The organism is Proteiniphilum sp. X52 (genome assembly GCF_003712195.1).
GTDB lineage: Bacteria > Bacteroidota > Bacteroidia > Bacteroidales > Dysgonomonadaceae > Proteiniphilum.
Genome location: NZ_RDSD01000036.1, coordinates 1 through 19,685 on the forward strand (window position 1 = coordinate 1; position 19,685 = coordinate 19,685).

At 46.6% G+C, this 19,685-nt stretch carries 16 protein-coding genes and 2 pseudogenes; 8 read left to right on the forward strand and 10 right to left on the reverse strand.

What is annotated here, in order from left to right; genetic code table 11:
• Positions 1 to 111 precede the first annotated feature (111 nt).
• From D7D25_RS17000 to D7D25_RS17885, 4 genes are read left to right on the forward strand one after another with little or no spacing between them, the layout of a single operon-like run.
• Positions 112 to 771: an NAD(P)-dependent oxidoreductase gene (locus D7D25_RS17000; RefSeq protein WP_122970119.1), complete on the forward strand. Its 660-nt coding sequence runs from the start codon at positions 112 to 114 to the stop codon at positions 769 to 771.
• A gap of 3 nt (positions 772 to 774) precedes the next feature.
• The gene (locus D7D25_RS17005; RefSeq protein ID WP_255417371.1) at positions 775 to 1,227 is read left to right on the forward strand and encodes a pyridoxamine 5'-phosphate oxidase family protein; all 453 of its coding nucleotides are present in this window, start codon (positions 775 to 777) and stop codon (positions 1,225 to 1,227) included.
• Positions 1,228 to 1,233: 6 nt separating this feature from the next.
• Entirely contained in the window at positions 1,234 to 2,043 is an 810-nt protein-coding gene (locus tag D7D25_RS17010; protein WP_255417372.1) for a protein-ADP-ribose hydrolase, read from the forward strand.
• Positions 2,006 to 2,221 (forward strand): hypothetical protein, encoded by a 216-nt coding sequence (locus D7D25_RS17885; protein WP_148038974.1) that lies wholly within the window; start codon positions 2,006 to 2,008, stop codon positions 2,219 to 2,221. The genes D7D25_RS17010 and D7D25_RS17885 overlap by 38 nt, the downstream gene beginning before the upstream one ends.
• A 379-nt stretch (positions 2,222 to 2,600) precedes the next feature.
• Here the strand turns inward: D7D25_RS17885 and D7D25_RS17015 are convergent, their stop codons facing one another.
• Together D7D25_RS17015 and D7D25_RS17020 are read right to left on the reverse strand one after the other, a co-directional pair.
• A complete protein-coding gene (locus tag D7D25_RS17015) occupies positions 2,601 to 2,774 on the reverse strand; it encodes a transcriptional regulator (protein WP_122970120.1) in 174 nt (57 codons plus the stop codon).
• 22 nt (positions 2,775 to 2,796) lie between these two features.
• Positions 2,797 to 3,252: a bacterioferritin gene (locus D7D25_RS17020; protein ID WP_122970121.1), complete on the reverse strand. Its 456-nt coding sequence runs from the start codon at positions 3,250 to 3,252 to the stop codon at positions 2,797 to 2,799.
• 90 nt (positions 3,253 to 3,342) lie between these two features.
• Here D7D25_RS17020 and D7D25_RS17025 point away from each other — a divergent pair, with 90 nt between their 5' ends.
• Positions 3,343 to 4,269, forward strand: a complete 927-nt coding sequence (locus tag D7D25_RS17025) for an AraC family transcriptional regulator (RefSeq protein ID WP_122970122.1) — start codon at positions 3,343 to 3,345, stop codon at positions 4,267 to 4,269.
• A 434-nt stretch (positions 4,270 to 4,703) separates the two neighbouring features.
• Here the strand turns inward: D7D25_RS17025 and D7D25_RS17030 are convergent, their stop codons facing one another.
• The 6 genes and pseudogenes from D7D25_RS17030 to D7D25_RS17060 form a co-directional block, all read right to left on the reverse strand.
• On the reverse strand, positions 4,704 to 4,997 hold the full coding sequence (locus tag D7D25_RS17030; RefSeq protein ID WP_122970123.1) for a hypothetical protein: 294 nt from the start codon (positions 4,995 to 4,997) through the stop codon (positions 4,704 to 4,706).
• A gap of 379 nt (positions 4,998 to 5,376) precedes the next feature.
• Positions 5,377 to 6,489, reverse strand: a complete 1,113-nt coding sequence (locus D7D25_RS17035; protein WP_255417373.1) for a YhcG family protein — start codon at positions 6,487 to 6,489, stop codon at positions 5,377 to 5,379.
• 190 nt (positions 6,490 to 6,679) lie between these two features.
• Positions 6,680 to 7,065, reverse strand: a pseudogene (locus tag D7D25_RS17045) (site-specific integrase); the annotation flags it as partial.
• 2 nt (positions 7,066 to 7,067) lie between these two features.
• Positions 7,068 to 7,283, reverse strand: a pseudogene (locus D7D25_RS18625) (helix-turn-helix domain-containing protein); the annotation flags it as partial.
• A gap of 180 nt (positions 7,284 to 7,463) precedes the next feature.
• On the reverse strand, positions 7,464 to 8,852 hold the full coding sequence (gene mnmE / locus D7D25_RS17055) for a tRNA uridine-5-carboxymethylaminomethyl(34) synthesis GTPase MnmE (protein ID WP_122970126.1): 1,389 nt from the start codon (positions 8,850 to 8,852) through the stop codon (positions 7,464 to 7,466).
• A gap of 96 nt (positions 8,853 to 8,948) precedes the next feature.
• A complete protein-coding gene (locus D7D25_RS17060; RefSeq protein WP_122970127.1) occupies positions 8,949 to 10,616 on the reverse strand; it encodes a nucleoside kinase in 1,668 nt (555 codons plus the stop codon).
• Between the two features lie 219 nt (positions 10,617 to 10,835).
• Between D7D25_RS17060 and D7D25_RS17065 the strand changes: the two genes are divergently transcribed.
• From D7D25_RS17065 to D7D25_RS17075, 3 genes are all read left to right on the forward strand, one after another.
• Positions 10,836 to 12,653, forward strand: a complete 1,818-nt coding sequence (locus tag D7D25_RS17065) for a Na/Pi cotransporter family protein (protein ID WP_122970133.1) — start codon at positions 10,836 to 10,838, stop codon at positions 12,651 to 12,653.
• Positions 12,654 to 12,732: 79 nt separating this feature from the next.
• Complete coding sequence (locus D7D25_RS17070; protein ID WP_122970134.1) at positions 12,733 to 13,071, forward strand: translation initiation factor; 339 nt, start codon at positions 12,733 to 12,735, stop codon at positions 13,069 to 13,071.
• A gap of 36 nt (positions 13,072 to 13,107) precedes the next feature.
• Positions 13,108 to 16,473, forward strand: a complete 3,366-nt coding sequence (locus D7D25_RS17075) for an exodeoxyribonuclease V subunit beta (RefSeq protein ID WP_122970128.1) — start codon at positions 13,108 to 13,110, stop codon at positions 16,471 to 16,473.
• A gap of 110 nt (positions 16,474 to 16,583) precedes the next feature.
• Here D7D25_RS17075 and D7D25_RS17080 read toward each other — a convergent pair whose 3' ends face one another.
• Positions 16,584 to 18,437: a PQQ-binding-like beta-propeller repeat protein gene (locus D7D25_RS17080; protein WP_122970129.1), complete on the reverse strand. Its 1,854-nt coding sequence runs from the start codon at positions 18,435 to 18,437 to the stop codon at positions 16,584 to 16,586.
• A gap of 8 nt (positions 18,438 to 18,445) precedes the next feature.
• Entirely contained in the window at positions 18,446 to 19,282 is an 837-nt protein-coding gene (locus D7D25_RS17085; RefSeq protein ID WP_122970130.1) for an alpha/beta hydrolase family protein, read from the reverse strand.
• Positions 19,283 to 19,685: the final 403 nt, after the last annotated feature.

Sequence of the window (19,685 nt, forward strand, 5' to 3'; positions counted from 1 at the left end):
CTAATGTAAATAATTGTAATGAATCCATTTTGCAAAAGTAGAAAAACTAATTTACCCATACGAAATCATATAGAGCCAAAAGAATTAAGTTTAACCCCAAAAAAAAGAATTATGGCAAAGAATGTATTATTGATTGGTGCAACAGGTTTCGTAGGTTCAGCGCTTCTGAATGAGTTGGTTAATCGTGGTAACCAGGTGACAGCAATCGTTCGTGATGTAAAGCGTCTGGCAGACAAACAGAATGTGGAGGTAGTGGTGGCTGATGCCACCGACCCTGAATCTTTGGCTCGTTTGGCTGCTGGCAAGGATGCTGTCATTTCGGCCTACAATCCTGGTTGGACCAATCCTCGTCAGTATGAAGAGACGCTGGAGAACTACCCCAAGATTGTGGAAGGAGCCAAGCGCGCAGGTGTGGAGCGACTTCTCATCGTTGGCGGTGCCGGAACACTATTCGTAAAGCCTGGTCTTCGTTTAATGGACACGGGCACGCTGCCCGGGGCATGGATACCCGGCGTGAAGAGCCTTGGCGAGTTCTACCTGAACACGCTGATGAAAGAGGATGAGATTGACTGGATTTTCCTTTCTCCCGCTGCTAATCTTGGTAACCTGCAGCCCGGTACCCGCACAGGAAAATATCGTGTTGGCAAGGATGACCTGCTTGTAGATGAGAAAGGTGACAGCTTCATCTCCGTTGAAGACTATGCAATGGCAATGGTGGATGAACTGGAAACACCGAAACATCACAAAGAGCGTTTCACCGTAGCTTACTAAACCATGTTGCGGCAAGCATTACAATTCCTGCGCGACCACAACGAGATTGCCTTTGCCACGTGCGAGGGCAATCTGCCCAAGATTCGTGTATTCCAGATCATGAAGCAGGAGGGAACAACGCTATACTTTGCCACATCGGCACAGAAAGCCGTCCATCGTCAGTTGCTGGAGAATCCAAACGTGGAAATTCTCGCTTCTGCCGATAAAATATCAGTCGGATGTGTGGGAATGGTCAACTTCGATGTTCCTGAAGAAACTAAACGATGGATTTATGAGAACAACGAAGTGCTGTCGCGCCTCTATACGAGTTATGACAAGCTGGCTTACTTTTGCCTGCCCATTGTTGAGATGAACTATTACGACCTCCGTCCTACACCACCCGTTCTGAAGCACATGAACCTGATAACAGGCGAAATTGGCGACGGCTTTGTTGGAGAGAAATTTTCAAAAAAGTAAACAAGCATGATGAATAGAACTGAGAATCTTGACTCTGTCTTGCGACAGCTGATGACGGATTGCGCGCAGCAGTATGCTATACCCGCTTCTATTGCCGATAAGCAGCGATTGATGCGTGCCTTGATGAACATCCGTCAGCCGATACCTGCATCTGAGAGTTTCCTCGCAGCCCAGGATCAGGAACTCCAATCCCAGGCAGAAGAAAAGGGCATAGTAAAACTTGACGGAAATGGTCTTCTGCTTTGGCAGGGGAACATCACGCGTCTGAAAGTAGATGCCATCGTGAATGCGGCCAATAGTCAGATGCTCGGTTGCTGGGTGCCGCTTCATAACTGTATCGACAACTGCATCCACTCGGCTGCAGGCATCCAGCTTCGTCAGGAATGCAATGAACTGATGAAGGCTCAGGGGCATGATGAACAGACGGGACAAGCCAAGATAACACTCGGATATAACCTGCCTGCCAAGCACGTCATCCACACCGTGGGGCCTATCATCCCACAAGGCTCACTCCCGACGAAGGAACAAGAGGAACTATTGGCTTCGTGCTACCGTTCTTGTCTCGATATTGCCGATTCGAACCATCTGCAGAGCATCGCCTTCTGCTGCATATCCACTGGCGTTTTCAACTTCCCCAATCAACGGGCAGCAGAGATTGCCATTACCACGGTGAAGCAGTGGATTGCCGCACATAAGGCATCATCCATCACTCAAATTGTTTTCAACGTCTTCTTAGATAAGGACTATGACATCTATAGACGATTAATGGCTGATGGTTATGGACAAGATTCAACAATTCCGCCAACTGATTGCTGATGCCGACTACGTGCTGATTGGAGCTGGCGCAGGACTTTCTGCTGCCGCAGGGCTGGACTATGCCGGTGAGGATTTCCGCCGCAAGTTTCGTGAGTGGATCAACCGTTATGGCATCCCCGACCTCTATACGTCGGGGTTCTCCCCCTTCGAGACCGAGGAAGAGCGACGGGCATATTGAGCCGAGCCCATTTTTTTACCCCCATATTCCGCACTTTCCACCGTGGGAAGTGATGTTTTTATTTACAGGTTTTGCAAGATATTGAAAATAAGTGAATTACAAAAACAGAGAATTGTGTCAAAATACTTTAACAAAAGCTTTTAACAAATTGAATATCAATTACCTATAGCCTACTTGCCGGCACACTTTCAGCAACTTATTAATAATCAATTAGTTAAATACAGCGTGGTCCAAGTATGGTTCATTTTTGGTCGCACTTTTCCGCAGTTTTCCAAATTCAGAAAGTGCAATAAATTGCGCTATGGAAACCCTCAAAAACATCTTCGAAAAACCCCGACCATATGGTCGGGGCTATTCGTTTGTGCGTGGTTGTGAGTGATTACTTGGCAGGTTCCCATTTGCAGCGTACGGGCGACACAATGGCACCCTCCTTCTTCAGTTCGGCAAAAGCCTTGTCCACTTCCTTGCGGTCGATACCTGTAATTTCTGCAATCTTGCCAGCGTTGACGGGTGCACCGAACTCACGCATGGCTTGTAATACTTGGTCTTTCATAATCTTTTCTCTATTTGGTGTTTTACAGTTGCAACAACAGCCAGTTCTGCGTGCCAATCTTCTCGATGAGCTCCACTGCGCCCTGGCTCCAGTAGAGGTCTTCCTCCTCATCCTTCAGATAAGCCTTCAGCATGTCGTAGGTGGTGGGATCGTCCTTCACGCCCTCCATGCACTTCATCAGCAGCTCAACGCCTGGCTCCTGGATGGCGAGGTCGGCCTTGATATACTCGACGGGGTCGCAGATAAGGTCGCGGCTGTTCATGCCTTCGAACTTGACCTCTCCGCCAAGGTCGAGGATGCGCTCTGTGAACTTCTCTACCCAGCCCATCTCCTCATTGAAGTGGCCGATGTACTTCTCTCCGAGTTTGGTGATGCCCTGTGACTTGAAGATCATGCCCTGCTGCTTGTGAACGATGGCGCCTTCTGCCAGATGGGTTACGAAAAACTGCAATGCCTCAATAGATTTCTTCTTATCCATAATGTTGTATGTTAATTTGTTATACGATTTATTCCGACTGTAAAGTTACGCTGTTTTATACACTATGAAAAATCTGAAACGATACATAAATTGTCTGAAACGATACAGTTGACTTTTATTTGTATCTTTGCACTCGATATGTATACGCTGAATGAATATCTGCCCATATTTGTTGGCAAAGACTTGCCCGAAAAAGGCTGGGATGACGGGATGTACTGCTTGGAGACAAATGCGTCAAAGATCCTTCGTGCCAACCTGACGCAGGGATTTGTTTCCTGCTTTGCCTTTATGCTGGTTGACAAAGGGTGGATGACGATTCACTACAATGGCCGTGAACTGACGCTGCACCCCAGCGACCTGTACACCTATTCGCCTTGTCTCCCCGTCACCGTAACCGCCACTTCCGACGATTTTCACGGTTACTGCCTGATGGCTGACGAACACGCAGCCATCGATGCACCCGTTTTACATGACCTTGTGCACATCGCAACCCTTCCTGTCGTTCAGCTGCGCGAGCCTAAGCAGACGCTGCCGGATGATGCCGCCCGGCATCTTGCAGAAAAAATGTGTGAAATAATACACTACCAGCATTCCGACCACATTTATAAGGGCGAGGTGTTGCGAATGCTTTACGCCATCTTTCTGCTTGACCTGCAGAATGTGCAGGACCGGACTATCGTGCATCGTCAGCTTTCACAGCGTGTCGAAGACATTTTCATCGGATTCATCCGCCTGTTGCCGGACCACTTTATTGAGCACCATGACATCCCGTTCTACGCCTCCAGGCTCTGCATCAGTCCGGTTTACTTATCCCGGGTTGTCCGTCAGGTCTCCGGACGCACCGTCATTGACTATATCAACTATATGCTCCTGATGGAGGCTTCCTTCCTGCTGCGCACGTCAAAGATGAGCATCGCACAAATAAGCAACCGCCTCCATTTCTCCGACACCTCTTCCTTCAGCAAGTTCTTCTCAAGGATGAAAGGCCTGTCGCCGAGAGAGTATAGAGAGTTATAGGTCAGAATAGTTACTTTCCGATGCAGAAAATGCAACTAATTAATTATAAATTAATTACCACATAAACGGCACAAATTTTCACTTAAGCTCTATTTATTTTCTATTGATTATCAGACACTTACTTAAAAGTGCCTTTTTTTTAATGTATTCACCTGATTTATTGAAAGTTGCATTTCTTATTTTTATCGAGTTTGTACCGTGAAATTTTTAAAGGACAATCCATTTGCCGGATTTACTAGAGCCCTCATGACTAACTCTAACATTCTGAAGTAATTACCTCAAATAATATCTTATGCTATCCGGGGTCCGATCCAATTCTATTGCTAATTTAGGAATACTAATATCTGGCGTTATTTTAATAAAAAGTGTTTTCCTTGTGTTACAAAACACAGGGAAAACACTTCAGAAACACTGTGGGTAATGGTATTTAATGGTTAGTTATGTTCCTGCAAATTCTCCTGAATTTTAACAATTCCTTTCAATTCATCATCTTTCAGATGCCTTTTAATTGTTTCAGGTTCAACACCTCTCAAATGGTCGGCAAATATTTTCTTGAGAAAAATGGCTATTTCATCTTGTTTGCTTACAGTGAAATGCTTCCAGATGTTCCAGCCGAAATGAAAAATATCAATAGCAGTAAGTCCTTTTGCTCTTACCGGTTGAATAGTTATCTTCTCATAAGACGTCCCTTCTGAATATAACTCAATGTATTTGCATAACCTGTTCATACCAGTGTCTGAAATATATGGAGCAAATATTTTTTGTATGTAAAGGGTTGCGATATTCAGTTTCTCGGCTTTTTGCCGGTCTACCTATTTTTGTTTCTCGGCACGTATTTCATGTAAGGAAAGAGATTTGGCTATAGCCTGCTGTTCCTTTGATTTCTTTGATTTTGGGAAAAATAGTTTGAATGTTTTTTCTAAAAGTCCCTGAATAGCGAGTGTAAGAATACAGTAGGCAAGTATACCCAATCCGGTAACGCCCTAGAAAACAATATTAGCAGTAAACCCATCGGCCCCTACTCCAATTGCTGCAAGCCTGACAAGCGCAGCTATAGAGATACAGCCAATAACTACAGACAGGTAGATGATGATATATTCAAGGTATTTATTCTTCATGGTTTTCTTCCAATGCCGTTTTTATATCGTCATAATATTCATTCAAATGTGCTCTTAATACTTCTTTGGGTATCAATTTCTGTTCATACTCTGCAATCAAACTTGGGCTTATGCTTCTGCTTAATGAATACTCAACCACGGCACTATCGGCACTTTTGCATAACAATATACCAATGCTGGGATTCTCATTTTCGTTACGCACATCTCTGTCAAGCGCTTCAAGGTAAAAATCTAATTTCCCGATATATTCCGGTTTGAATTTTGTCGTTTTCAACTCTATCGCTACGAGGCATTGTAATCCTCTGTGGAAAAAGAGAAGATCTGCACTAAAATCAGTCATTCCAACCTGAAGAGAATATTCCTCACCCATAAAAATAAAATCTTTTCCTAAGTCCAGAATGAACTTTTTCATTTGCTGTACCAGTCCTTGTTGAAGCGTTTTTTCACCATATCCTTCCGGAAGGTTTAAATAATCAACCATATATCTATCCTTGAATAGCTGTTTGGCTGAGGGATAAGTCTCTTTTAATTTCAGCGATTGTTTCTTCTCACCCAACAGGCTGCGCTCATAGACACCTGTTTCGATCTGTCGCCGTAATTCCTTTACATATAGTTTCTCTTTGTATGTTAAGAAAATATAGAATAATCTCTCTTCGTGCGTTTTGCATCCAGTTAAAATTTCAATATGAGATGACCAATTGATAAGAGTTAGAATTTGTAATGTTTTCAACTCTCCAAATTGTGGGGTTTCAATCCCCACAATTTTATTCGCCTGAATTCCAGATCTTTCTAAAAGTGGGTTTCCAATCGCCACAAATTCCGGAGAGCTATAGATTTCATAAAATTTCACCATCCTATAGATGGCTCTCCTGTCAAAACCCTTTAAGTCAGGTTGCTTCTCCTTCAAATATTTAGCTAATTGATCAACGACACCGGTACCCCACTCGGCCGTTTTAGTTTTTCCAGAAACATATTTTCCTACTTCCCAATAAGTAATGATAAGCTCCGAATTAACAGCCTGATATGCCCTATTTTTATGAGAAACGATGATTGACTTTAATTCCTCAAACTGCGATTGTATTTTATTTACTTCGTATGCCATAGTCATTTATTTTTTACATAGTTATACAATTCTTTTGCTGTAGACAAAGATACTGAAACATCTTCACCATCCCTTTTCTCAATAATATTCATATTTGGCTCTGTTCCGAACTTTGTCTCATAAATCCACCATTCCACAGTGTCACTTGTATCGTTTGTCGCGATTTCCAATAGCCTTATTGTTGCTTCCCATCCCCGAAAGAACATTTACCATTCACAAATTTATTAAAGTGCAGATATATTTTCATCCATTTCTGGTCTTTTTTCCGAGCCTTCATTTTAAGTAAGATAGAAAATCCGCTTTTTTCTTGTTTTTATCAAGAAAACCAAACTCTTCATTAATCAAAGACTGTACTCTCAATCCACGAATCACCTCTCCTTTCATTATCATTTCCTGATTGAACTCCCGCTCCATTTCATTTTTCGGTTTGGCATAAATATGAATGCCTAATGATTCCCGACGTGTCATGCGCATTGTAAAAGGATCACGTATTGGCGGATAGAAGTCGAGATACAAACTTTCTTTCGCACCCCACACAACTCTTTTTCTCAATGTTACTTTTGGTATAGTTGCCATAGTTATTCGATGATTTGCATTTCAAATAATTTGTCCAATTCCGGTTTTGATATTTTGATGTATCTTCCCTCTTTTATTTTGGAGATATTATGATACTTAATGTAATGGTATAATGCGTCACGAGTTAAGTCATATTTTTGCATAGCCTCTTCAACGCTGTAATATTCCGGCTTTACATATCCTTTTGCTGTATCACTAAAGTTCCAATTATACATTACCTATGAATACAAATACTACTGAAACAATTATTTCGTATTCGCGATACAAATACGGTACTAAAATATGTATAACATATCATATATACAAGCAATAACGATAATATTCAAAACAACATAACCCGCTAATTTATAGCGGGTTATGATTACTGGTTGTTATTTATAATTTTGATTATCAGCTATTTATTTCCCGATGCAGAACTTACTGAAGATATTGCCGAGTATTTCATCGGTGGAGATCTGGCCGGTGATCTCGCCGAGGTGGAACATGCATTCGCGGATGTCCTGGGAGAGGAAATCGTGGGTGATGCCGATCTCCAAGCCTTCTTTTACGCGCAGGATGGCTTCGAGGGCATTGCTGAGCGCTTCATAATGACGGAGGTTGGTAACGATCACATCTTCCTTGCCGATAGCGGGAATGGCGGCGGCTTTCACCAGTAACTCCTGCAACCGGGCGGTATTATGATGCTGCTTAGCCGAGATAAAAAGCCTGTCACCCTCCACTTCCGGAAGGATACCTGCAATGTCCGCCTGCTCCTCTTCCGCTATCAGATCGGCTTTGTTAAACAGTAGGATCAGCTGCTTTTCCCTTGTCTTCGGGACGATGGACTCTGCCAGCGACTCAATCTTTTCCCGCGGAGTGGTCAGGTCGACTACCCACAGCACAATGGAGGCCTGTTCGATTTTCCGGAATGTGCGTTCGATCCCCATTGTCTCAATGGTATCGGAAGTGTGGCGGATACCGGCCGTATCGATAAACCGGAACGTGACACCCCCGATATTCATGGTATCTTCTATCACGTCGCGCGTGGTGCCGTGGATATCGCTGACAATGGCTTTCTCCTCATCGAGCAACAAATTCAGCAAGGTAGACTTGCCGGCATTGGTCTCCCCGATGATAGCGACCGGAATACCGCTCTTAATGGCATTTCCTAACCGGAAAGAACCGACCAGCTTCTCGATCTCCCGCTCAATCTCTTCGGTCAACAGGTAGAGTTGTTCCCGGTTGGCAAACTCCACGTCCTCTTCCGAAAAATCGAGTTCCAGCTCGATCAGTGAGACGAACTGCAATAACTTATCGCGCAAGTCGGACAGTTTTCTGGCAAAACCTCCCCTCATCTGGTTCATCGCCACCCGGTGCGAAGCCCGTGAGGAAGAAGCAATCAGATCGGCAACCGCCTCGGCCTGACTCAGGTCGAACTTGCCGTTACGGAACGCGCGACGGGTGAATTCGCCTGCTTCCGCCAGCCGGGCTCCATGGGCAAGTAATAGTTCCATGATCTTCTGCTGGATATACACCGACCCATGACAGGAGACCTCCACACTCTCCTCCCCCGTGAAGGAATGGGGGGCGCGAAAAACGGAAATCAGCACCTCATCCAGCACTTCATCGTCCATCATGATCCTTCCAAAATGGATAGTATTGGCAGGAGCGTCATTCAGTTTTTGTCCCGAAGGAGAGTGAAATATCCGGTCGGCCAGGGCACCACTTCCCTCGCCTGAGAGACGGATCACGGCTATCGCTCCCATGCCGGGAGGAGTGGATATCGCACAAATTATATCTTCTGTCATATTTATGCCCAGTCTGACCGGGGACTCTTATCTAAAATCAATACATCAGTAAAATCACCTGTGGGTGTGTCGAGCATGGGGCACCTTTCCACACTCTTAATACCGGAAACTGCTTCCTCCCAAAAACTCCCTCAGCAGGGAAGTGGGTGGCAGTTCGCGGTCGGTAATATAATTGAAATAACCCAGGAATTTGAGCAAGCGGTATGCTTCGGAATATTCCGGCACGGTACGTGGCACACGTTGCAGGATGGGTTCCGCATGGCGCCGGATAGCTGCCAGCTCATAGATCATGGCCGAGTTGAACATCACGTCGGCATTCTCCTGGTAGGGGAAGATCCATTTATCTTCACCACGCCTTACACTGTCCCAACGGGAAATGGTTTGTTCGGCCGAATAGCCCCGGTAGCGGTAATCACGTACGATACGTCGAATCAGCCGGTTATCGGAAGCTGGGATCCAGTTGTGATTGTCCAGTGAGATGGTCGTCAGCGCAGAAACATAGACCATGAATTTCTTCTCAGGGGGGATATGCTCGGTCAGCTCCGGATTCAACCCGTGAATTCCCTCCACGATCAGGATACTGTTCTCCTCCATCTTCAGGTAGTTCTTTTTGAACTCCCGTTTACCCGTCATGAAATTATAGAAGGGCAGTTCAATCTCCCGGCCCGCCATAAGCGCGAGCATATGCTGCTCGAACAGCTCCAGATCGAGCGCGTAAAGCGATTCGTAATCCTTCTCCCCCAGTTCATCCAAAGGTGTCTGTTCCCTGTTAACGAAATAATCATCCAATGAAATACCCACCGGCTTCAGCAGATTCACCATCAATTGCACTTCAAGCCGTTTGCGGAAGGTAGTCTTTCCCGAAGAGGAGGGTCCCGATATGAGGACGACACGCACTCCCTCCCTGAACCGGTCGGTGATCTCCTCGGCGATGGCGGCGATTTGTTTTGCCTGGTAGGCCTCCGCCACCTGGATCACTTCAGACATACGATTCTCCTGTTTCGCCCGATTCAGATCTCCCGCGTTATCCAACTGGCTTATCCTCAAGAACTGGAGATGCTCCCGATACACCTTCAACAATTTCTCCTGTTGTATTTCGGGTTCCAGCTCCATCGGATTTTCACGGTTGGGTACCCGCAAGAGATAACCGCCATTGTGCGGCTGAATATCAAACATTGTAATATAACCGGTGGAGGGTGTCAGGCTGCCGTAAAAATAGTCGATATACTCTTCCAGTTTCGAGTAGCGGGCATAGAGGAAATCGGACGTTTCGAGCAGCCGGGCTTTATCTTCCATCCCCCGGTCACGGAACAGTTTCACCACTTTAGCAGTTTCCTCTTCCACCTGCACGAAAGGAATATCCGCGTCCACGATCTCCCGCATCCTCTCACGAACAGCATCCAATTCGGGTTTTCCCACCGGCACGTCAGCCTCTATTTGAAAATAGTATCCCCGGGCCACAGCATGTTCAATATAGGTTTCGGCATGGGGCAGCGTATCATTCACCGCCTTGGCCAAAATAAAACATAACGACCTTACATAGGTACGCATGGCGGAAGAATGGGTCAGGTCAACATACTCTATTGTTTTCGGCCGGTAGATCCGGTAAGATAACGACTCCGTCTTATTATTTACTTTTGCATTGGTAATCAGGTAAGGCGATGTAATCCCGAGAACATCAATCAATTCCTCTAATGTTGAGCCGATTTTCACCTCTTTATATACATCTGTGTTAAGGCAATGCACACATACCGTATCTGTCATATTGTTATTTTTACTTTTCACATTTATTTGCCAGGAAGTTTTTATCTAAACTTGAAAAATACAAGACGCGCCTCGGAAATGCTCCAACAAGTTTGTCATTTCTCTTGGCTTTCATTATATTTCCGGAACACAGGAGGCGTCCCGGAAAAACTCAAGCAAGCTTGGTTTTTCTCTGGGCTTTCACTATATTTGCACGCTAATATACGCTATTTTTCGAACATGGACTACAGTTTCTTCGATTTTTTAAAACTTGTAGGTTCGCTGGGACTCTTCCTTTATGGGATGAAAATCATGAGCGAGGGCCTCCAAAAACTTACCGGTAATAAACTTAGGAATATCCTGTCAGCAATGACAAAAAACCGTCTGACGGGCGTATTGACCGGAATACTAATCACCGCCCTTATCCAATCATCCTCCGCCACCACGGTAATGGTAGTGAGTTTTGTGAACGCGGGATTGCTCAGTCTGGTTCAATCCATCGGCATAATTATGGGTGCCAACATCGGAACCACACTCACCGCATGGATGATTGCCCTCTTTGGATTTGGTAAACTGTCGATCAGTGCGTTGTCGATTCCTTTGATGGGGATTGCGCTTCCACTCATTTTTTCCTCAAAAAGCAAGAATAAGTCATTAGGAGAATTCATTTTTGGATTTTCCTTTCTTTTTATGGGGCTTGATTTTTTGCAACATTCCATGCCCGACCTGCAAAACAATCCCGAAGTATTATCTTTCCTACAAAACTTTACCGACAGGGGGCTTCTCTCGATATTATTCTTCCTGCTTGTCGGCACCATACTGACCGTCATCGTCCAATCTTCGAGCGCTACGGTTGCCCTTACCCTGATCATGGCGGCAAAAGGATGGATCGACTTCCCAAGTGCCGCCGCGATGGTGATGGGAGAAAACCTGGGCACGACCCTTACCGCCAATCTTGCGGCTATTCCGGCAAATATCTCGGCAAAAAGAGCCGCATTCGCCCATTTCATATTCAATGTGTTGGGTCTTGTCTGGTTGACAATTGTGTTCAATTTCTTTGTGGAGCTTGTCGACACGATCATTGGAGGAATTACATCCATCAACCCCAGCGGGATGCAGTCATTTCTCGCCTCGCTCTCTCCGGACGAATACACACAGATCACCACACTTTCCAGATCGGAACTCTCGCCCGAACTGGCAGCCTTGCAAAGTGAATACCTTGATTATCGAGCCTCCACCTCGTATGGCTTATCGCTATTCCACACATTTTACAACATCTGTAATGTGCTCATCATGATCTGGTTTGTGAAATTGTATGAGAAGATCTGTCTCACCGTCATCAGACCCAAACGAGGCGAAGAAGACGATGAGGAATTCATACTGCAGTATATCTCCACGGGAATGGCCTCCACAGATGAACTTTCCATCCTCCAGGCGGAAAAAGAGGTGGAAGTATATGTGCAACGTGTCCGGAAAATGTTTGGTTTCGTGAAGAAATTAACCAATTTGAACCATCACGACAAGAAGTTCCTTAAACTGTACAACCGTACTGAGAAATATGAGGATATCTGCGACCAGATGGAGGTTGAAATAGGTTCTTATTTGGGTAAAGTGGCAGAAGGAAGGCTCAGTAATCAGAGTAAAGAACGGGTACGTGCCATCCTCCGCGGGGTGACGGAAATAGAAAGCATTGCCGACTCAAGTTGTAACATTGCCCGGCATTTGAAACGAAAGATGGAAGCAGACACTGTTTTTGAAGAGAGCATTCTCACCAATATCAACTGCATGTACGAACTGTTGGACAAGGCATTTGAAAATATGCAGTCCCTGCTCAAAAACAAAAAAATAACGGAATCGGAATTATTGCACAGTAAACATATCGAAAACAGCATCAATGAAAAGCGAAATCTCCTCAAGAGTGAGAATGTAGAGAATCTGAACCAGAATCTCTACTCGTATCAAAACGGCGTTTTCTATATGGATATCATCTCGGAATGTGAACGGATGGGAGATTATATCATGAACGTGATTGAATCGTTAGAGGTAAAGCATATTTAAGGGAAAATGCGTATCTTCGGAGTACCGTGCCATGGCGAGAAATAGTGGAAAAAATTCAACATGTAAATTCCGTGATAATATGAACGACTGGAAAAAAAGATTAGATATTGTCTACTCCACCAATCCCGATTACCACTACAATGAAGAGGGAAGCGAGGAGGAGAATACACAGCCGAAAGAGAGACAGTTGCTTCGTATCAGCCTCGACAAACGGAACCGCAAAGGAAAGGCTGTAACCCTTGTGACCGGATTTATCGGAAGTGACGACGACCTGCAGGAACTGGGCAGGATGCTGAAGACAAAATGCGGCGTGGGCGGATCAGCCAAAGAGGGAGAGATCATCATCCAGGGCGATCATCGCGAAAAGATACTGGCTCTCCTGCAGAAGGAAGGATATGCCAAATCACGTATCGTCTAACCACGGAAATCGGTTCACAACACAGCAGAACGATCGATGGAAAATCAGCAGTCATTAGACAGACATCTGCTCCACGTGATCAAAGCATCTGCCGGATCGGGCAAAACACACCGTCTGACAGGTGAATATCTCCGTTTGCTTTTTTCCGCGCCAAACAATCACCGCCACATCCTGGCCGTAACCTTTACCAACAAGGCGACCGATGAGATGAAGTCGCGCATCGTGGAAGAGTTGTACCGCCTCGCCTCAAACCAAGACTCCCCCTATCTGGCGGACCTGGTGAAAGATTTCTCGATGCCCCGGGAAGATGTCCGCGCAAAAGCAAAAACCGTCCTGGAAACTATTCTACACGACTATTCCTCTTTCTCTATCAGCACCATCGACCGTTTTTTCCAGCAGACCATGCGCACCTTTGCCCGTGAGACCGGTTTGGCCGGGGGATATAATATCGAGTTGGATGAGACATCCCTGTTGACCGAGACGATCGACCTGATGCTTTCCGAACTGGATAAACCGGAAAACAAGACGCTGGCGGAATGGCTCCTGCGATTCATGCAGCACAATATCGAAGAGGGGAAAAGCTGGAAGATCGACCGTCAAGTGTTGGATCTGGCGAAGCAATTGTTCAACGAGACATATAAATCGTTTACCGATGAGGAGCGGTCGGCCATTCAGGATAAGGAACAGCTCGAGGCCTACAAACAAATGCTTATGCGTGTCGCAAAGAGCCACGAGAACGAGGTGAAATCGGTAGGAATAAAGGCGCTCAGCATCATGCGGCAATACGGATTATCGTATGACGATTTCAAACATAAGAGGAATTCCGGCTTCCTGCTATTCACCAAACTGGCAGGCGGAAACATGGAGAAACCATCCACACGCCTTGTCGCACTGGCAGACAACATCGACCTATGGCACAGCGGCAATGAGAAAGAGAGTGCTATCCGATCGGCTTACAGCGACGGCCTCAACGATTGTGTAAAGCAAATCATTTACCTGTCGGATAACGACCGGGAATACCAGACTGCAAAACATCTGCTCCGTAATTTCTATACCTTGGGTATCCTCAACGACATCAAACAACGACTGCGCAAACTGCAACAGGAAAACAACACCCTGTTCCTCTCCGACACAACGGAACTGCTGAACGACATCATCGCCGGCACCGACTCCCCTTTTATCTATGAAAAGACGGGCACCCGCGTCCATCATTATATGATAGATGAGTTCCAGGATACCTCGCGTATGCAATGGGAAAACTTCCGGCCGTTGATCGGAGAAAGCCTCGCCTCCGGAAACCTTAACCTGATCGTGGGCGATGTGAAGCAGAGTATCTACCGTTTCCGCAATTCCGACTGGCGTTTGCTCGAGGAACAGGTAAAAGAGGATTTTCAGGCCGGCAATATCCGGGAGCACGTATTAGATACCAACTGGCGAAGCGACGCACATATCGTGCAATTCAACAATGCCTTTTTCACGAAAGCAGCTGTCAACCTGCAAAACGATTTGAACTCCTCCTCCGAAAATCCGCGGCATACCGAAGGGGGTGGCAATAACGGGCACGACAGCGACACACAGATCACCAATGCCTACGCCGACCTCTATCAGCAGGTTCCTCGCCAAAAAGAGGACAGTGGCGGGCAAGTGAGGATCACCTTTCTGAAGGATGACAAGGAGACAGACTGGAAAGCAGATGTGCTGGAGCGGCTGCCGCATGAGATTGAATCGCTCCAGGACCAGGGGTTCGCACTGAAAGATATCGCTATCATAGTACGATGGAACCATGAAGCGGTGCAGGTGGCTGAAACGCTGTTGTCCTACCGCGAACAACACCCGCAATCGCCTTACCGTTACGACATTATTTCCAATGAAGCGCTTCTTGTCCGCAGTGCCCAAAGCGTGAAATCCATCATCGCGCTGATGCGCTATTTCCGGAACCCCAAAGATGAAATTTGCAGGATGATGGCTATCTACGAATTCTACCGGTTTCAACGCCGCTCTTCTCCGGACGAGGCCCTACAGTTCTATGGTGAAGAGGGCCGCGGCGATTTCCCCGAGGAGATAAAAGGTCATCTCGGTGAACTGGCATCCATGCCTTTCTACGAAATGACCGAGCATTTCTTCACGTTGACAGCCGATGCATTGGATGCCAAAGAAAACGCCTATGTGCAAGCTTTTCTGGATATAGTCCTTAAATTCAAGGAGAGCGCTGGTGCGGATTTAAACGGCTTTCTGGACTGGTGGGATGAGACCGGCCACAGGAAAGCGCTTTTTTCGCCCGAAGACCAAGACGCCATCCGGCTGATTACCATCCACAAATCGAAGGGGTTGGGATTTGGCGCCGTGATCATGCCGTTTGTGAGCTGGGGTATGGACCACAATACACATCATAACGATATTATCTGGTGCAAACCCGGATCCGCGCCGTTCAACACTTTGGGTATTGCCCCGCTGAAATACGGAAAGGGACTTGAAGACACCATCTTCAGGGATAGTTACCTGGAAGAAAAGCGGTTTACCTATATCGACAACCTGAACCTGCTCTACGTGGCTTTTACCCGTCCCAGACACCGGCTCATCGCTTTCGCCCCCATCCCCCGGAAACCGGAAACCATTTCCGACGCGGCAGATCTCTTATGGAGAAGCATTACCGACCCCGCTCCCCTACCCGCTTCGGCGTTGACCGGCCACAACGCTTCCCCGGAATCCGTAACTCCAGAGTCTACGAACCCCGGTCATCAAAGAGACTATATTTCTTTAAATGAACACTTCGATGAGGGGGAGACAGAATCTGTTTTTGAATATGGCAAGCCGGCGACAGCACGGAAACCGGAAGAAAAAGCGGTTGTGAACAGTGATAAGACAGGGAAATGGCAATCGGTTCCTTTTGGCGACCGGCTACAATTGCGATTCAACTCCATCGGCTATTTCAGTGACGATGGCAGCCGCGATTATGGCACGATGATGCACGACATTGTAAGCAACGTAAAGACCCTGGCGGATATTCCGCGGGCAGTGGAACAAAAGGTCTCCGCAGGGGAGTTGGCAGAAGACGAAAGGGATAACACGATCCGCCAGTTGACAGAGATCTTATCCCGACCGGAGATCTCAGACTGGTATTCCGGCAAATATACCGTGCTGAATGAGACCCAAGTGCTACACCCCGATGCCGGATTCAGCCGCCCCGACCGGGTAATGATCGGCCCCGACGAAGTGATCGTAGCCGATTACAAGTTCGGCGAGACGGAGGACTCGAAACACGTCCGTCAGGTGCGATATTATGCACAGCATATACAGGAAATGGGATACGAAAACGTATCGGGATACGTCTTTTACGTGAAACAGGGAAAGATCGTGGAATGCCCTTTATCGAGGTGCTTTCCGAGAAAGGAACCAAGCTGAAAGTCCTGCGGGTATTACCGACCCTCGGCTGGTATCACTACCTCTGCCCAGCGTCCAAAAACGTTTGTCCAGCCACCACAAACGTTTGTCCATGTTCAAAGATTCGATCATTACAATTTCACCCTTAACTTCACTAACCGGCCGTCCATCGCCGAGACAAACAATTCGTTATTGTCCGTCGGCAGGATCATATTGATGAGTCCGTTGGAAATACGGTACTTCCAAAGAAATGTGCCATCCGAAGCGCGGTAGGCATAGATCAGCCCCTTATCGGTGGGTGCGTAGACGACTCCGTTTTTCTCCACCACCGGCGTGGGGGTAAGTTCATAGCCCATATCCTCTCCCGACGATATCCATTTTATTTTTCTTTCGGGAACGGTCGCGTCAACAGCAAGGATATTCCCATCCATGGTCTTTGCGTAGACAGTATTGCCGTCCTCCGATAGGCCGATTGATTCACGCACCCTGTGTTGCGGATCATTGTAGCGCCATATCACCTCTCCTGTCACTTCATCCAAAACGGTCATATATCGGTCGGGGGATGCAAGGTAGATCCCTCCATGCGTGGCAACGGGGACCACCTGTGCAGGAGAGAGCATCCGGTTCGAGTGTCCGCTGTTCCAGATCCAGCATGGTTTTCCGGTTTCGATATCGAGGGCATAGAATTCATTGCCCCAGCTGCCGAAAAAGACCACTCCATCTTTTACAAGCGGGCGGGTGACCACGAAGTTCCTCACACTATCAAACTCCCAGAGGAGCTTTCCTGTGGAGACATCCCACGCGCGGCAGCGACCGTCTCCACCGGCGAGCATCACCTTGTTTGCGGAACAGGCGGGAGAAGAAACCACCGCTTTATCATTTTTCAATTGGAAAAGTTTTTCCCCATCCTGCACACGCAGTCCGTACAGGTAGGAGTCGGAAGAGGCGACCCATACACGGTTTTCATGCACAACAGGAGTAGAATAGATCTTGCCACCGGTCTTATAGGCCCACACCGTGGCACCATCCCCTTCCCTCACCGCCTTGACCTCTCCGGCAGTGTTGGTATATATCAGCAAGTCGTTATGGAGTGCCATGCCGCCACCCATATCGCTTTTTTCCTGTACACTCCAGACTTCGCAAACAGAGCGATGATCCCGGTTAAAAGAATAATCGGGACGAGGCGGATGGGTCTCCCATCGAGGTCGTTGTCCTGCCGGAAAGGTAAGCCAGGGAGCAAGTGTCTCACCCGAGGCCTTCCGTTCCTGCAAAGTAATAGAATGGGCATCCACAGTGATAATAGTATATCCTCCATACGCTTCTTTGGCCCGCAGGTTGGAGCGGCACATCGCCGCATTGATTCCTTCGAAATTCATTGCCCGATTGGCATGCCCATGTCCGCACAACATCAGTTGCACATTATAGGATCTCAACGCGTCCATCACTTCAAACCAGTTGTTCAAGCCGTCATCCATCGGATAATGGTTCACATAAATAACAGGCATGCCGGTATCGGTTTTCTCCAGCTCTTCGAAAAACCAGGTGAGGTTCTCCCGTGGTATCTGTCCCGGCCCCATACGCATATTAGGGCCTGAAGCCAGTCCGATAAACTTGTAGCCATTGTATTCAAAACCGAATGTTTCATTGCCGAAAATCCGCAAGAAATCGTTGGTCCCACTTTCCGACCAGTTGGAGTCATGATTTCCGGGGATTGTATAATAAGGAACGGTGAGGCCATCCAGCATCGTTTTCGCCGTATGCAGTTCATCGTACGAACCGAATTCGGTCACATCTCCCGACACAATCACGAAGGCGATATCCGTAAGCGAATTGATGTCTCTTACCGTACGCCGGAGATCTTCATTGTTCTCATGATTGCTGACATGCGTATCGGTAACCAGTGCGAACCTGAAAGGTTCTGAAGGCCGGGCGGAAAGCCACAGGCTGATGCCTACCGCCAGACAAGATAATAGCCATTTTCTCATCTTTCCTGTTATTGATTGTTTAAACTCTTATGCCGGGATTTGAAATATTCACTGAAGAAGAGCACCTGGTATTTCACCGCATTGCTCCAGTATTCCCAGTTATGTGCCCCGCGACGGGTAATATAATCGTGCGGTATGTTCCGATACAGCATTTCCTCATGCAGCCGCTGGTTGACAGCGAAAAAGAAATCTTCCGTCCCGCAATCGATAATTATCTTTAACGCATCCGGTGTCAACAAATGCAATAATCCCATGACGGTGTTTTCTTCCCATCTTTCGGGATAATCACGTTGTGAGCCGATCCGTTTGGCGATATCCCAGTTGTTGGGGAAGGGACGAATATCCACGCCGCCGCTCATGCTTCCACACGCACCGAACACATCCTGGTTCCGGAAAGCCAGGTAGAGCCCGCCATGACCTCCCATGCTCAGGCCGGTAATGGCGCGTCCTTCGCGCAAAGCAACGGTTTTGTAATTGTTATCCACCCATGTGATCAGCTCTTTTGACACGAAGGTCTCAAACTGAAACGCCGGATCGACAGGACTATCGAAATACCAGCTTCCGAAAGCGCCGTCGGGACAGACAATAATCACTCCATATTGGTCAGACAACTCCTTGATATGAGGCACTTTGATTACCCATCCGTCATACCGATCACTGTAACCATGCAACAAATAGAGAACGGGGAAAGCATTCTCCCCGTCATATGATTGCGGTTTAATGACCACCGTTTTGATCTCCTTTTCCATTTTTTTGCTGAAAACACTTACCGTATCGACCGTTGCAGGAAAGACTCCTACAACGAATAAGGCGAATAACAGGGAAATAAGCACGCACCGTTTCATTGTATCTTTATTATTAGAACCAAGAGCCAAGAGCCAAGAATGAAAAGTGAAGAATGAAGAATGAAGAATTAAAAATTAAAAATGAAGAATTAAAAGTGAAAAAACAAATAATAACTTCTTGACTTCTTTTTCATTATTATTCACATTGGCACATTATTCTCATTGGCACATTATTCTCATTGGCACATTATTCTCATTGGCACATTGGCACATTAACTCCCCAAAGATACAAAAAACAAAAGAAGACTCCGCACGGGTTCAATCTTTTTTCCTTGCTCCACAAGCAAAGCACCTTACGACTCAACAAATCGGCAGAGGAATTGTTTAATGATTATCCGCAGTTATTCCTAAAGAATTTAACGGGAAAAAGTTATAAATAAGTTTCAAAAACACTTGTACAATT

What these genes read in the sequence shown, in the direction of transcription:
- D7D25_RS17000 (WP_122970119.1), top strand. Translation starts at nt 112, where the DNA reads ATGGCAAAGAATGTATTATTGATTGGTGCAACAGGTTTCGTAGGTTCA.
- D7D25_RS17005 (WP_255417371.1), top strand. Translation starts at nt 775, where the DNA reads ATGTTGCGGCAAGCATTACAATTCCTGCGCGACCACAACGAGATTGCC.
- D7D25_RS17010 (WP_255417372.1), top strand. Translation starts at nt 1,234, where the DNA reads ATGATGAATAGAACTGAGAATCTTGACTCTGTCTTGCGACAGCTGATG.
- D7D25_RS17885 (WP_148038974.1), top strand. Translation starts at nt 2,006, where the DNA reads ATGGACAAGATTCAACAATTCCGCCAACTGATTGCTGATGCCGACTAC.
- D7D25_RS17015 (WP_122970120.1), bottom strand. Translation starts at nt 2,774, where the DNA reads ATGAAAGACCAAGTATTACAAGCCATGCGTGAGTTCGGTGCACCCGTC.
- D7D25_RS17020 (WP_122970121.1), bottom strand. Translation starts at nt 3,252, where the DNA reads ATGGATAAGAAGAAATCTATTGAGGCATTGCAGTTTTTCGTAACCCAT.
- D7D25_RS17030 (WP_122970123.1), bottom strand. Translation starts at nt 4,997, where the DNA reads ATGAACAGGTTATGCAAATACATTGAGTTATATTCAGAAGGGACGTCT.
- D7D25_RS17035 (WP_255417373.1), bottom strand. Translation starts at nt 6,489, where the DNA reads ATGGCATACGAAGTAAATAAAATACAATCGCAGTTTGAGGAATTAAAG.
- mnmE (WP_122970126.1), bottom strand. Translation starts at nt 8,852, where the DNA reads ATGACAGAAGATATAATTTGTGCGATATCCACTCCTCCCGGCATGGGA.
- D7D25_RS17060 (WP_122970127.1), bottom strand. Translation starts at nt 10,616, where the DNA reads ATGACAGATACGGTATGTGTGCATTGCCTTAACACAGATGTATATAAA.
- D7D25_RS17065 (WP_122970133.1), top strand. Translation starts at nt 10,836, where the DNA reads ATGGACTACAGTTTCTTCGATTTTTTAAAACTTGTAGGTTCGCTGGGA.
- D7D25_RS17070 (WP_122970134.1), top strand. Translation starts at nt 12,733, where the DNA reads ATGAACGACTGGAAAAAAAGATTAGATATTGTCTACTCCACCAATCCC.
- D7D25_RS17075 (WP_122970128.1), top strand. Translation starts at nt 13,108, where the DNA reads ATGGAAAATCAGCAGTCATTAGACAGACATCTGCTCCACGTGATCAAA.
- D7D25_RS17080 (WP_122970129.1), bottom strand. Translation starts at nt 18,437, where the DNA reads ATGAGAAAATGGCTATTATCTTGTCTGGCGGTAGGCATCAGCCTGTGG.
- D7D25_RS17085 (WP_122970130.1), bottom strand. Translation starts at nt 19,282, where the DNA reads ATGAAACGGTGCGTGCTTATTTCCCTGTTATTCGCCTTATTCGTTGTA.